Raw genomic sequence first — 13,741 nt, 5'->3', positions numbered from 1 at the left:
CGGCGCGGCCACAGCCCGCCTTTTCGCCCGGGAAGGGGCGCGGATCTGCCTGGTCGATCGTGATGCCACGGCCGCCGAAGCGGTGGCCGCCGCCATCCGTGACGATGGCGGCATGGCAATGATCCGCATCTCCGATGTGGGAGAGCCCGGCGCCGCCGATGCCGATGCCGCCGCCGTGTTGGCGGAATGGAGCCGGATCGACACGCTGGTCTGCGCCGCCGGTTTCTCCACCGGCGGCAGCGTGCTCACCACCACACTCGCAGATTGGGATGCCGTACTCCGGGCCAATCTGAGCGGAACCTGGCTCTGGGCGCGCGCGGTCATACCGGCAATGCAGCGACAGGCCGGCGGCTCCATCGTCACTCTCGCTTCCCAGCTGGCGCGGGCGGGGGGGCGCGGCAACGCCGCCTATGTGGCGGCCAAAGGCGCCATTCTCAGCCTGACCAAATCCATGGCGCTCGACTTCGCCAGCGACGGCATCCGGGTCAACGCACTTCTGCCCGGCGCCGTCGAGACGCCAATGTTGGCCCGCAGCTTCGCCCGTCACCCCGATCCCGCCGTGCCGCGCCAGGTATCCCTCGCACGGCACCCGATGGGACGCTTCGGGCGGCCGGATGAAATCGCCGAGGCCGCGCTCTATCTTGCCAGCGATGGCGCCAGCTTCACCACCGGCATCGAGCTGCCGGTGGATGGCGGCTGGCTCGCCGGTTAGTTCCCCGCGCGGCGAAACGCAGGCGGCATCACGCCACTTCCGGAAGACGCTCGAGATACTTGTCGAGCGTGATGGGATAGTCGCGGATGCGCACGCCGGTGGCGTTGTGGATGGCGTTGGCGATCGCCGCCGCGACGCCACAGATCCCCAGTTCGCCAACACCCTTCGCCTTCATGGGAGAGGAGATCGGGTCGGCCTCATCCAGGAAGATCACCTCCTGACGCGGGATGTCGGCATGCACCGGCACCTCGTAGCTTGCCAGATCGTGGTTGACGAAGAAGCCGCGCCGGGTGTCCACCGCCAGTTCTTCCATCAGCGCGGCGCCGACGCCCATCGTCATGGCGCCGATGACCTGGCTGCGGGCCGTCTTCGGGTTCAGGATGCGTCCGGCGGCGCAGATCGCGAGCATTCGACGGACCCTTACCTCGCCCGTCGCGGCATCCACCGCCACCTCCACAAAATGCGATCCAAAGGTGGATTGCTGGTAGCGCTTGTCCAGATCGCCGAACTCAATGGCGTCCTCGGCGACGAGGCCGTCATGGCCTGCCGCTTCGGCCAGCGTCACGCCGCGGTTGCCTGCTCGCACCTGACCGTCGACGAAGACCGCGTCGGCGGAGTTGAAGCCCACCTTCTGCGCCACGGCGTCGCGCAGCTTCACGCAGGCCGCGTAGACGCCCGCGGTGGAGCTGTTGGCGCCGAACTGCCCGCCCGAGCCGGAGGAGACGGGGAAAGAGGAATCGCCCAGCCGGACTGTGACCTTTTCGATGCCGACGCCCATCATCTCGGCCGCCGTTTGCGCGATGATGGTGTAGCTGCCGGTGCCGATATCGGTCATGTCGGTCTCAACAATGACCTGGCCCTGGCCGTCCAGCCGCACGCGCGCTCCGGACTTCATCACCAGGTTGTTGCGGAACGCGGCGGCCATGCCCAGTCCGGTCAGCCAGCGGCCTTCCCGCGCCTGCCCATGCGGCTGGCGACGGTTCCAGCCAAAGCGCTCGGCGCCCTGCCGCAGGCATTCCACCAGTTGCCGCTGCGAGAAGGGCCGCTGAGCGTCGTTGGGGTCCACCTGTGTGTCGTTGAGGATGCGGAACTCCACCGGGTCCATGCCCAGCTTCTCCGCCATCTCGTCCATGGCGATCTCCAGCGCCATCATTCCCGGCGCCTCGCCGGGGGCACGCATCGAATTGCCTTCCGGCAGATCCATCACTGCCAGGCGCAGCTGCGTCAGCCGGTTGGCCCCGGCATAAAGCAGCCGAGACTGGTCTACCGCCGTCTCCGGCCCGCCATCCGGCTGGTCGCCCGACCAGCTTTCATGCCCTATGGCGGTGATCCGTCCATCCTGTCCGGCGCCGATACGGATGCGCTGAATGGTGGCGGGACGGTGCGTGGTGTTGTTGGCGATCAGCGGCCGGTGCAGCGCGACCTTGACCGGGCGCTTCGCCGCTCGGGCACCGAGCGCCGCCAACAGCGCATCGGCTCGCAGAAACAGCTTGCCGCCAAAGCCGCCGCCGATGAAGGGCGAGATGACGCGCACCTTGTCCTTCGGCATCTTGAGGGTCTTGGCCAGATCCCCCGTCCACCAGTCGATCATCTGGCTCGAAGTCCAGACCACCAGCCGGTCGCCATCCCATGCGGCGATGGAGGCGTGCGGCTCCATCATCGCATGGCTCTGGTCAGGCGTGGTGTAGGTGGCGTCGAACTGAACCGGCGCCGCAGCGAAGGCGGTGGCGAAATCTCCGGTGTCGGTGGCTGACTGGTCCACCTTCTCCGCCGCGTCGCGCTGGGCAGCAAGGTCGAAGCGGCCCGTGTCCTCGGCATACTCCACGTGGATCAGCTCCGCCGCGTCGCGCGCCTGCTCGAAGGTTTCCGCCACCACCACGGCAATGGCCTGGTGATAGTGGTCCACCTCCGGCCCGCCCAGCAGCCTGACGGTGTTCATGCTGCCCTTGTCCAGCTCACCGGCATTCTCGGCGGTGACGATCGCCAGTACGCCAGGCGCCCCCCGCGCCGCATCGAGATGCATGGCGGTGATCCGTCCCTTGGCGATGCCGGCACCCACCACATGGCCGTAGGCGGGATCGCGTACCGCATCGTGACGCTCATAGGCGTAAGGCGCGGTACCGGTGGTTTTCAACCGTCCATCGATGCGGTCGAGCGGCTGGCCGATGATCTTCATCTGGTCGATGGGATTGGCGCCCGCAGGCGTGTCGAATTTCATGGCTCAGCCTTTCGCCTCGGCCAGAACCGCGCTCAGTGCGCGCTCGGCCAGCGTTACCTTGAACGCGTTCTCCCGGGTCGGCCGCGCATCGGCCAGGAGAGCCGCCATGGCCGCCTTGGCGCCGCGCTGTACCTCGGCTTCGGCCGCCTCGACACGCCAGGGCTTGTGGGCGACGCCCCCCAGCGCCACCTGCGCCGTACCGTCCCGCCGCACCACGGCAGCCACCGAGACGAGGGCAAAGGCGTAGGAGGCGCGGTCGCGCACCTTGCGATAGATCTGCGTGCCACCCGCTGGCGGTGGCAGCACCACCGCAGTGATCAGCTCGCCCGGCTCCAGCGCCGTCTCGATATGCGGCGTGTCGCCGGGCAGGCGGTGGAACTCGGCGATTGGAATGGCACGCGTTGTGCCATCGGCCTTCACCGTTTCCACAACGGCATCCAGCACCCGCATGGCCACCGCCATGTCGGACGGGTTTGTCGCGATGCAGGCTTCGCTGTGGCCCACCACCGCCAGCTGCCGCGTATAGCCATCGATCGCCGCGCATCCGCTGCCAGGCTGCCGTTTGTTGCAGGCCATGTTGGTGTCGTAGAAGTAGGGGCAGCGCGTACGTTGCAGCAGGTTGCCGGCCGTGGTCGCCTTGTTGCGCAGCTGGCCCGACGCCCCCGCCAGCAGCGCACGGGCCAGCACGCCGTAGTCGCGCCGCACGCGTTCATCCGCCGCCAGATCGGTGTTGCGCACCAGCGCGCCGATCCGGAGCCCACCTTCCGGCGTCGGCTCGATGGAGTCGAGCGCCAGGCCATTGACGTCGATCAAGTGCGGCGGGGTCTCAATCTGCAGCTTCATCAGGTCGAGGAGGTTGGTGCCACCTGCAATGAATCTCGCCTCCGGATTGGCGGCAGCGGCGGCCGCGGCCTGGGCGGGCGAGGCAGCTCGTTCGTAGGTGAAGGGCCTCATGCGTGGCGCTCCGCGACTTCCGTGATGGCATCGAGGATGTTGGCGTAGGCGCCGCAGCGGCAGATGTTGCCGCTCATGCGCTCGCGGATCTCCTCGGCGGTGATCTGGGGCGCACCACTCAGCTCCACCGTGACGTGGCTTGGGATGCCGGCCCTGATCTCCTCCAGCACCGCGACAGAGGAGCAGATCTGCCCCGGCGTGCAATAGCCGCACTGATAGCCGTCATGCTTGACAAAGGCTTCTTGCATCGGGTGCAGGCGGTCCGGCGATCCCAGCCCCTCGATGGTCGTGATCTCATCGCCTTCATGCATCACCGCCAGCGTCAGGCAGGTGTTGATGCGGCGGCCATTGACCATCGCGGTGCAGGCACCGCACTGGCCGTGGTCGCAGCCCTTCTTGCTGCCGGTCAGATTCAGATGTTCCCGCAGCGCGTCCAGCAGCGTCGTGCGCGTGTCGAGGTCCAGCTCGCGGGTTTCCCCGTTCACGGTGAAGCTCACATGAGTCATGGCAGGTGCTCCCAGGGCGGTGTCCAGAACAGGGGCTGCGGCCGCTCGGGCCTTTGCGGAACCAGGGGCCGAGATGGCGACGGCCGCGGTGCCAATGATCAGCTCCCGCCTTCCCGCCTCAGCGTCCGGCGTTCGCATACGATGTTCCAATGCAACTTCCTCTCGTCCCGCAGGAACCGCTGCGACGCCATCAGTGTTTCCCATGCGGCCCGCACCGCAACTTTCTGGGAAGGCCCGACCGCCAGCGGTTCACTGCTCGTCTCCACCCCCAGAACGGCGGGCAGACGAAAAGGTGGCATGATGGATGAAGGTGACCTGGCTTCTCCTCATTGGCCGGCCGGCGGCAGAAGAATGGTTCAGCCCTTCAGTAATCCCGCGACAGCACCCAGCGTTCCTGTAGGGGCCGCCTCCTTTGGCCCACAAAGGAACATCCATGTCGAACCGCTCCGATCCGATGAACCGCCGCCACATGCTGAAGCTTGGCGGAGGTGCGACGGGGTTGCTGCTCGGCACACCGGCCATTGCGCAGACCCGCTACGCACCGCCCACGGGCGTGGATACCGGAGCGGTGCAGGACGGCCGGATCGACTTTCCGAACTGGCGCTCCGACGCCGATCCTCGCACTGCGGCGCCCCCTGCCCCCTTGCCTCCGGATCAGCGGGTGGGCTTTGCCGTAGTCGGACTGGGAAGGCTGAGCCTGGAAGAATTGCTGCCCGCCTTCGGTGAATGCCGGATGGCGCGGCCAGTGGCGTTGGTGTCAGGCACGCCCGACAAGCTGCGGACGGTCGCCCGGCAATACGGCATCGCTGAAGCCGCCTGCTACGACTATGCCTCCTTCGACCGCATTCGCGACAATCCTGATGTGAAGGTGGTGTACATCGTCCTGCCCAACGGCATGCACCGCGAATTTGTCGAGCGCGCCGCGGCGGCCGGCAAGCACGTGCTGTGCGAGAAGCCCATGGCAAATAGCGCCGAGGAAGCCCGCTCCATGATTCGTGCCTGCGAAACGGCAAGGGTCAGGCTGATGGTCGCCTATCGCATCCAGTACGAATCCTACAACCTGGCGGCACTCCGCCTGGTACGGGGCGGCGATCTGGGGCGGCTGGTAGGGATGACCGCCGTTAATGTACAAACGGTCGCGCAGAATGGCACGGAGCAATGGCGGCACAAGAAGGCCATGGCTGGCGGCGGCGCCTTGCCCGATATCGGCCTCTACTGCCTGAACACGGCGCGCTTCCTGAGCGGCGAGGAGCCGATCTGGATCCAGGCCACGCTTTTCAACCCATCCGGCGATCCCCGCTATGCCGAGGTGGAGGAAACCATATCCTTCACCCTGCGCTTCCCGTCCGGCTTCATGGCCAACTGCCTGACCAGCTACGGTGCGCGGGACGACAAGTACCAGAGGCTGAACTTCGCTACCGCCACCATCGACATGCCCAATGCCTACAAGTACGAAGGCCAGGAGCTCTACGTGTCGCGCAACCGCGAGGGGCGAAACCAGCGCGAGAACATCATCCTTCCGCAGAAGAACCAGTTCGCTGAGGAGATCGACCACATGGCCGAATGCGTGCTGCAGGGTCGCGTGCCGCGGACGCCGGGTGAGGAAGGCTTGCAGGACCATGTGATCATGGAGGCCATTTATCGCAGTGCAGCCAGCGCCCAGTCGGTCACGCTGCAGCCGCAGCCGCGTTCCGACATGTTCCGGACCCTGCCCGAAGGCCTGGGTTGAGCGTGGCTCGGCCAATCACCGGGAAATCCGCGACATGGCGGGATCGCCCAAAGGTCATGCCCCGATCAGCGACGCTCATCCATCGGACGGCATGCACTCCCTGAATGCTTGTGCCGACTTTGCACAATGTGCCGGCGATCCTGACCCGGCCGCGCCATGCGCCCTGCGGAAGTTCACAGGGGCAGCGGGCCGTCAGACTTCACCTCTTCCATGACGGCATAGGTCCGGGTTTCCCGCACACCCGGTAAACCCAGCAGAACATCGCCAAGGAAGCTGCGATAGGCCGCCATGTCGCGGACACGCGTTTTCACCAGATAATCGAAGCCGCCCGCCACCATGTGGCATTCCAGCACCTCCGGGGCGCGAATCACCGCCGCGGCGAAGCGGTCGAAAACATCCGGCGTCGTCTTGTCCAGCAGCACCTCAACAAACACCAGCAGGCCAAAGCCCAGCAATTGGGGATCAAGCCTCGCACCAAAGCCGGTCACCAGCCTGTCCTTCAACAGCCGCCGCATCCGTTCGCTGGTGGCAGTAGGGGATAATCCGATACGTTCGGACAGTTCCAGGTTGGTGATCCGCCCTTCCCGCTGCAGCACGGCCAGAATGGTCCGGTCCGTCTTATCCAGTGCCTGCACGAATCTCTACCTAGAAGCCCGCCAGTAGCGGATTATCCTGCATATCGGTAAAAATGTCTATTTTGCTGCGCTATCCGCCGCATAAAATTGCGGTGGTCCTGTAGAGATTCCGCTATCATGAACTCCATCTCTCCTGCGCTTCCGGCTTCGCAACCCTTCTCGGCCCTGGCGGACGAGCTCCGCCCACAGGCACCACTGCGCGCGGCGGTTACCGCTGCCTATCGCCGAGCCGAAACCGCTTGCCTGCCGCCCTTGCTGGACCAGGCCGCGCTGCCGGCGACCGCGGATGCGCGGGCGGCGGAACTGGCCCGACGACTGGTCACCGCGTTGCGCAACAAGCGCCGCGGCGGCGGGGTGGAAGCGCTGGTGCAGGAATTCTCGCTTTCTTCGCAGGAAGGTGTGGCGCTGATGTGCCTGGCGGAAGCACTGCTGCGCATCCCCGACGCCGCGACCCGCGACGCGCTTATCCGCGACAAGATCGGCGGTGGAGACTGGCGCTCCCATCTTGGCCATTCGCCTTCGCTCTTCGTCAATGCGGCGACCTGGGGGCTGGTGGTCACCGGAAAGCTGTCTGCCACCAATAGTGAAAAGAGGCTCGGCGGTGCGCTGACCCGGTTGATCGCCCGTGCGGGCGAACCGGTGATCCGTCGTGGCGTCGACATCGCCATGCGCATGATGGGCGAGCAGTTCGTCACCGGCCAAACCATCGACGATGCCCTGTCCCGTAGCCGCGCGATGGAGACCAAGGGCTTCCGCTACTCCTACGACATGCTGGGCGAGGCCGCGACCACGGCCGCCGATGCCGCGCGCTATCTGCGGGACTACGAGAGCGCGATCCATGCCATCGGCAAGGCTTCCGCCGGCCGCGGCATCCAGGATGGCCCGGGCATCTCCATCAAGCTGTCCGCCCTGCACCCGCGCTATATCCGGGCGCAGCGCGACCGCGTAATGGCGGAGCTGCTGCCGCGCGTGGCGGAGCTCGCCGCCCTGGCACGGCGCTACGATATCGGCCTGAACATCGACGCCGAGGAAGCCGACCGTCTGGAACTCTCGCTCGACCTGCTGGAGAGGCTGTGTCAGGACGAGCGGCTCGCCGGCTGGAACGGCGTCGGCTTCGTCATCCAGGCTTACCAACGCCGCGCGCCCTTCGTGATTGACTTCGTGATCGACCTTGCGCGCCGCACCGGCCGTCGCATGATGGTGCGGCTGGTGAAGGGTGCGTACTGGGACAGCGAGATCAAGCGCGCGCAAATGGACGGCCTGCCGGACTTTCCGGTTTTCACGCGCAAGGTCCACACGGATGTGTCCTACCTCGCCTGCGCTCGCCGGCTGCTCGCCGCGCCCGATGCGGTGTTCCCGCAATTCGCCACGCACAACGCCCGCACCGTCGCCGCGATCCACGAAATGGCGGACCCCGCGACATGGCAGCCTGGCCAGTACGAATTCCAGTGCCTGCACGGCATGGGCGAGCCGCTGTACGAGGAAGTGGTCGGACACAACCGGCTGAACCGCCCCTGCCGCATCTACGCCCCGGTCGGGACGCACGAGACGCTGCTGGCCTATCTGGTGCGGCGGCTGCTGGAGAACGGCGCCAACTCCTCCTTCGTCAACCGCATCAACGACCCTGCCGTGCCGGTCGAGCTGCTGATCGCCGATCCGGTGGCCGAGGCCCGTGCGCTGTCGCCTCTCGGCCGCCCGCATGACGGCATCGCCCTGCCGCGCGATCTGTTCGCCGATCGCATCAATTCCGGCGGTGCCGACCTGACGGACGAGGATCGCCTCGCCACCCTGTCGGCCACGCTGCGGCAGAACGCCGTGCCGCTGCTGGCCGGCCATGCAGGCGGCCCGCGGCGGGAGCTTCGCAATCCCGCCGACCGAGGCGACCTGGTGGGCCACGTGGTGGAGGCTACCGAAGCCGTCGTGGACGCAGCCCTGGCCCGAGCCGTGGCTGCCGCACCTGGCTGGGCTGCCACCCCACCGGCCGCGCGGGCCGCGGCCCTCGACCGGGCCGCCGCACTGATGGAACAGCGCATGGACGCGCTGATCGGCACCATCGTGCGCGAGGCCGGCAAGTCCCTGGCCAACGCGGTGGGCGAGGTGCGTGAGGCGGTGGACTTTCTGCGCTACTACGCCGTGCAGGCGTGCGGCTTCACCGCCGCGCATCGGCCGCTGGGGCCGGTGGTCTGCATCTCTCCGTGGAACTTTCCGCTGGCCATCTTCACTGGCCAGGTCGCGGCGGCGTTGGTGGCGGGCAACCCTGTGCTGGCCAAGCCGGCCGAGGAAGTGCCGCTGATCGCTGCCCTGGCCGTGGAGCTGCTGCACCAGGCCGGTGTGCCGCCTGACGCGCTGCAGTTGCTGCCCGGCGACGGCGAGGTGGGTGCACGCTTGGTAGGCGATGCACGCACGCAGGGCGTGATGTTCACCGGCTCCACCGATGTTGCGCGCATTATCCAGCGACAATTGGCGAAGCGCCTGGGCGCTGGCGGACGGCCGGTGCCGCTCGTGGCCGAGACAGGGGGGCAGAATGCCCTGGTGGTGGACAGCTCCGCCCTGGCGGAACAGGTTGTGGCGGATGTGATTGCCTCCGCCTTCGACAGCGCGGGCCAGCGCTGCTCGGCGCTGCGCGTGCTGTGCCTGCAGGAAGACGTGGCCGACCGTGTTCTGACGATGCTGAAGGGCGCGCTGTCGGAACTGCGCCTGGGAAATCCGGACCGGCTGAGCACCGACATTGGCCCCGTGATCTCGGAAGAAGCGCGCGCCGGAATTCAGGCGCATGTTGACGCGATGCGTGCTGCGGGCCGCACGGTGCACAGCCTGCCCCTGCCGGCAGAATGCGCCGCGGGAAGCTTCGTCGCGCCCGCCATTGTCGAGATCGGCAGCATCGCCGAGCTGGAGCGGGAAGTCTTCGGTCCCGTGCTGCATGTGCTGCGCTTTCGGCGCGATGGCCTGCAGGCGCTGATGCGCGACATCAACGCCACCGGCTACGGCCTGACCTTCGGCGCGCACTCCCGCCTGGACGAGACGGTGGCGCAACTGACGGCCTGGGCCGGGGCCGGAAACATCTACATCAACCGCAACATCATCGGCGCCGTGGTAGGGGTGCAACCCTTCGGCGGCCACGGCCTGTCCGGCACCGGACCCAAGGCTGGCGGGCCGCTCTACCTGCGGCGGCTGATGACGGAATGCCCGGCCGCGCCGCCCCTTCCCGCCACCGCCGCGCGGCCGGAGATGATCGCCTTTCTGGACTGGTTGCGTGCGAAGGGCGACACGGCCCTGGCAGAACGCTGCGCGGAACAGGCGGAGGTGTCCCGATATGGGCTGGACATCCTCTTGCCGGGACCAGTGGGCGAGGAAAACCGCTACACGCTGCAGCCACGCGGCACGGTGCTGTGCCACGCCACCACGGCGGAGGGGCTCGTACTGCAGCTGGCCTCCTGTCTGAGCACGGGGAATGAGGCACGCATTGAAGGTTCTGCAAGCCTTCCGGAGGGACTGCCCCCGGCCCTGGCGGCGCGTCTGCGGTTGGCCGGTGCGGAGGATTGGGCGGCCTGCAACGCGGTGCTGTTCGAGGGAGATGCGGCAGCGCTGCGCCGCCTCAACCAGGAGGTTGCTGCGCTGGAAGGCGCCATTCGCCCGGTGCTCCTGGCCGGAGCCGACGGCCTGTACCGGCTGGACATGCTGGTGCTGGAGCGCTCTGTCAGCATCAACACCGCGGCCGCTGGCGGCAATGCCAGCCTGATGAGCCTCTGAGGCCCCGAACCGGCGACGGGCGCGCCACGCCGCCGGGCGAAATGGCGCGTGGCCTCAGGCCTGCATGGCCATGCCGTCGCGCTGGGGATCGGCCCCCCCGCTCCAGCTGTCTCCCCGCAGCGCCAGGCCATGCGGCGCGCCAAAGGCGAAGCTCTGATACGATCGGGCAATCGGGTAGCCTTGTGCCGCCAGGGCGTCAGTCACACCATGCGGGATGCGGTTGGCGACATCGATCGTGTCGCTCAGCGCCACGATGCGCGGCGCCGCCACAGCCTCCGCCATGCTCATGCCGAAATCCACCGCATTGCTGATGGCCTGCGCCAGCGCCGGCACGATGTAGGTACCGCCCGGCGCTGCCAGCACCATGCAGGGAGCATCGCCGTCGAACAGGATGGTCGGCGCCATGGCGCTGCCCCGGCTCTTGCCTGGCGCGATGGAGGCCGCGCGGCCCGGGCGCGGGTCGAACCCGCTCATGCAGCCATTGTACATGAAGCCCAGCCCCGGCGTGATCACGCCGGAAGGGATACCCAGCGTGTGCGTCATGGACACCGCGTTGCCCTCGGCATCCACCACGCAGACCACGGTGGTGTCGGTCGGGTCCCGGGGCTCGGCTGCGCGCGGCACGGCGGCCATTTCTCCGGCACGGATCCGCGCGGCCAGGGCAGCAGCGTGCCCGGCGGACAAGAGGCGGTCCAGCGGCACGTCAACGAAATCCGGGTCCCCCATGTGGGCGTCCTTGTCGATCGTCATCCACTTCATGGCTTCTGCCAGGATCCGCAGGTGCTCCGTGCTGTTGTGCTCCAGCGCACCGAGCTCGAACTGTCCAAGGATGTGCAGCAGCTCGATCAGCGATCCGCCACCGGCCGGCGGTGGGTTCGATGCCACGCGCAGGCCACGGTACCGTCCCCAGCACGGCGCCTTTTCCTTCACGCGATAGGCGGACAGATCCTCCAGCGTCACACCGCCACCGCGCGCCTGCATGTCCGCCGCCATCTCCCGCGCCATGTCGCCGCGGTAGAACACCTCGGCCCCGCCCTCGGCGATGCGTTCCAGCGTCCGCGTCATCTCCGGGTTGCGCAGGATGTCGCCGGGGCGCTTCAGCGTTCCGTCGGCACGAAAATAGACCTGGCGCCCGGTTTCGCTGAAGCGCAGCTTGTCCTCGCCGTTCACCTGGCCGTCGCCGCCGTGGTCGATGGCCCAGTAGTAGTGGACATAGGGTCGCACCATAACGCCGCGGCGCGACTGCGCGATCGCCGGCGCCACCACCTCCCGCAGCGGCATGGTGCCGAAGCGGGAGAGGGCCTCGGTATAGCCCGCCACATTGCCCGGGGTGCCGACGGCGCCATAGCCGAGGTCGTTGCTCTGGTCGTGCAGCAGAAAGACAAAGCCGTCGCGCGACTGGCCGATGAACTTGTCCGCCCACATCTCCGGCGTCGCGGAAAGCGGCGCGCGGGCGAAGAACTCCAGCACCGTGTGCACGCCACGCTTCGGCATGCAGATCTGCATGGCGCCGAAGCCGCCGACACCGCACATCTGCGGGTCCACCACGCCCTGGCTGAAGGCGCAGGCAATAGCGGCATCCACCGCATTGCCGCCCTGCCTCAGAACCTCGACGCCCGCCTCCGCCGCTTCCGGCTGGGCCGCCACCACAATGCCGCGCATCCGACTCCTCCCTGCTGTTCTGATTAGTCCGGCGTGATGCCCGAGGCCTCGATCACCGGCTTCCAGTTCGCCACCTCACGGCGGACGAAATCCTGCGCCTCATCCAGGTAAAGGCGGCCGGGGCTGGTGGAGGTCTCGGCAAAGCGCCGCTGCACGTTGGGGCTGCTCTGGGCATGGCGCACCGCCTCCGCCAACCTTTGCAGAACCGGTCGCGGCGTGCCGGCAGGCGCGGCGAGGCCGGCCCAGCCATCGGCCACCACATCCGCATAGCCCAGCTCGCGGAAGCTCGGTACGTCGGGAAAGTCGGGCGAGCGCTCGGGCGCCGACGTCGCCAGCGGGCGCAGTGCGCCGGATCGGATATGCGCGCTGGTGGCGGTCAGGCTGTCCATCACGCTGGGCACCACGCCCGCCATGACGTCGGTGATGGCCTGGGCGGAGCCGCGATAGGGCACGTGCTCCAGTCGCGCGCCGCTTGCCGCTGCCAGCCGCAGCCCAAGCAGGTGCGCCACGCCGCCTACGCCGGAGGTGCCGTAATCCATCGGCCTGGACCGGGAGGCCTCGACATACTCGGCCAAGCTGCGGATGGGCGATCGGGGGTCGACGCAGAGCAGATAAGGCGTGCCCATCATGATGGCGATGTGGGCGAAGGATTTGTCGGCGTCGTACTGGATGCGGTCGCGGTAAAGCGTCTGCCCGATGGCGAGCCCGCTGATGGTGGTGATCAGCAGCGTATAGCCATCCGCCGGCTGCCGGGCGACATGGCCGGTACCGAGGGTCGAACCCGCGCCGCCGCGATTCTCCAACACCAGGCTCTGGCGCAGCACGCCCTGCATCTCCTGCGCGATGACCCGGGCTGCGATGTCGGTGGCGCCGCCCGCCCCGAAGGGCACCACGACCGAGATGGCCCGGGCCTGTGGCCACGGGGTCCCCTGGGCGGTGGCGGAGCCGCTGCCTGCGGCCAGCAAAGCCCCGCCCTGCAGCAGGCGGCGGCGGAACAGTCCAGCGAACATCGTCATGCTCCTTCAGGCTGGCGCGCGGCGCCGGAGGTTCGGGCGTTGGCGGTCAGTCGGCGCCCCGTTCATTCTGGGTCAGCAACAGGAAAGCCGGCACCAGGAACTGCGCGAAGCCGCGCAGCAGCGGCAGATCGTCCTCGGTGTACCAGCCTTCCTGGTGCATCAGGTTCACCTGGCCCAGCGTGCGGCCGCGCCAACGCACCGGCGTATTCACCGCGCTGCCGCAGCCCAGCGCGCTGGCGCCGGCATGGTCGGGATAACTGGCGCGCAGTTCCGCCTCCGTGCGGATCAGGATGGGACGGCCATGCTGCATCAACTCCCGCATCCGCGGCGCGTCGGAAGCGCGCTTGCGTCCGCCCACAGCGTAGTGCTGCGGCACGTTGGAATAGACGCGTTCCGCCTCGCCGCCTGGGTAATGGACCTGGATCGTGCAAAGGCGGTGGCCCGCCACCGCCGCCAGCGCCGCATCCAGCGCCGCGAAGGTGGCCTGGGGCTGCACTTCCTCCGCCTGTGCCAGGGCGAGGCGCGCGAGGTGCGGCAAAGGGTCGGGACGGGCCGTCAT

General features: G+C 67.9%; 10 protein-coding genes. 3 read left to right on the top strand and 7 right to left on the bottom strand.

The genetic code is table 11. The features are described 5' to 3' along the window. Positions 1-712 (top strand): SDR family oxidoreductase (locus ACFOD4_RS19580; RefSeq protein ID WP_379599171.1); only part of this gene is annotated, 712 nt, incomplete at its 5' end. A 28-nt stretch (positions 713-740) separates the two neighbouring features. On the opposite strand, the gene paoC is transcribed toward ACFOD4_RS19580, so the two are convergent. The 3 genes from paoC to paoA are packed head-to-tail and all read right to left on the bottom strand — an operon-like array spanning position 741 to position 4,528. Further along, the gene (gene paoC / locus ACFOD4_RS19575) at positions 741-2,930 is read right to left on the bottom strand and encodes an aldehyde oxidoreductase molybdenum-binding subunit PaoC (RefSeq protein ID WP_379599169.1); all 2,190 of its coding nucleotides are present in this window, start codon (positions 2,928-2,930) and stop codon (positions 741-743) included. 3 nt (positions 2,931-2,933) lie between these two features. After that, positions 2,934-3,884, bottom strand: coding sequence for an FAD binding domain-containing protein (locus tag ACFOD4_RS19570; protein ID WP_379599167.1), 951 nt, complete (start codon positions 3,882-3,884; stop codon positions 2,934-2,936). Beyond that, complete coding sequence (gene paoA, locus ACFOD4_RS19565; RefSeq protein ID WP_379599187.1) at positions 3,881-4,528, bottom strand: aldehyde dehydrogenase iron-sulfur subunit PaoA; 648 nt, start codon at positions 4,526-4,528, stop codon at positions 3,881-3,883. Before paoA ends, ACFOD4_RS19570 begins: the two co-directional genes overlap by 4 nt. A gap of 295 nt (positions 4,529-4,823) precedes the next feature. Here paoA and ACFOD4_RS19560 point away from each other — a divergent pair, with 295 nt between their 5' ends. Further along, the gene (locus ACFOD4_RS19560; RefSeq protein ID WP_379599165.1) at positions 4,824-6,119 is read left to right on the top strand and encodes a Gfo/Idh/MocA family protein; all 1,296 of its coding nucleotides are present in this window, start codon (positions 4,824-4,826) and stop codon (positions 6,117-6,119) included. A gap of 173 nt (positions 6,120-6,292) precedes the next feature. On the opposite strand, the gene ACFOD4_RS19555 is transcribed toward ACFOD4_RS19560, so the two are convergent. After that, entirely contained in the window at positions 6,293-6,754 is a 462-nt protein-coding gene (locus ACFOD4_RS19555) for an Lrp/AsnC ligand binding domain-containing protein (protein WP_456316914.1), read from the bottom strand. Positions 6,755-6,871: 117 nt separating this feature from the next. Between ACFOD4_RS19555 and putA the strand changes: the two genes are divergently transcribed. After that, entirely contained in the window at positions 6,872-10,504 is a 3,633-nt protein-coding gene (gene putA / locus ACFOD4_RS19550) for a trifunctional transcriptional regulator/proline dehydrogenase/L-glutamate gamma-semialdehyde dehydrogenase (RefSeq protein ID WP_379599164.1), read from the top strand. A 54-nt stretch (positions 10,505-10,558) separates the two neighbouring features. Here putA and ggt read toward each other — a convergent pair whose 3' ends face one another. From ggt to ACFOD4_RS19535, 3 genes are read right to left on the bottom strand one after another with little or no spacing between them, the layout of a single operon-like run. Continuing rightward, a complete protein-coding gene (ggt, locus tag ACFOD4_RS19545; protein ID WP_379599163.1) occupies positions 10,559-12,166 on the bottom strand; it encodes a gamma-glutamyltransferase in 1,608 nt (535 codons plus the stop codon). A 23-nt stretch (positions 12,167-12,189) separates the two neighbouring features. Next, on the bottom strand, positions 12,190-13,176 hold the full coding sequence (locus ACFOD4_RS19540) for a Bug family tripartite tricarboxylate transporter substrate binding protein (RefSeq protein ID WP_379599161.1): 987 nt from the start codon (positions 13,174-13,176) through the stop codon (positions 12,190-12,192). Between the two features lie 52 nt (positions 13,177-13,228). Beyond that, positions 13,229-13,741, bottom strand: coding sequence for a GAF domain-containing protein (locus ACFOD4_RS19535; protein WP_379599159.1), 513 nt, complete (start codon positions 13,739-13,741; stop codon positions 13,229-13,231).

It is taken from the genome of Teichococcus globiformis, from assembly GCF_042646265.1.
Taxonomy (GTDB): domain Bacteria; phylum Pseudomonadota; class Alphaproteobacteria; order Acetobacterales; family Acetobacteraceae; genus Pseudoroseomonas; species Pseudoroseomonas globiformis.
The sequence above is the reverse complement of the archived record's forward strand: the minus strand, read 5'-3'. Positions and strand labels throughout refer to the sequence as shown.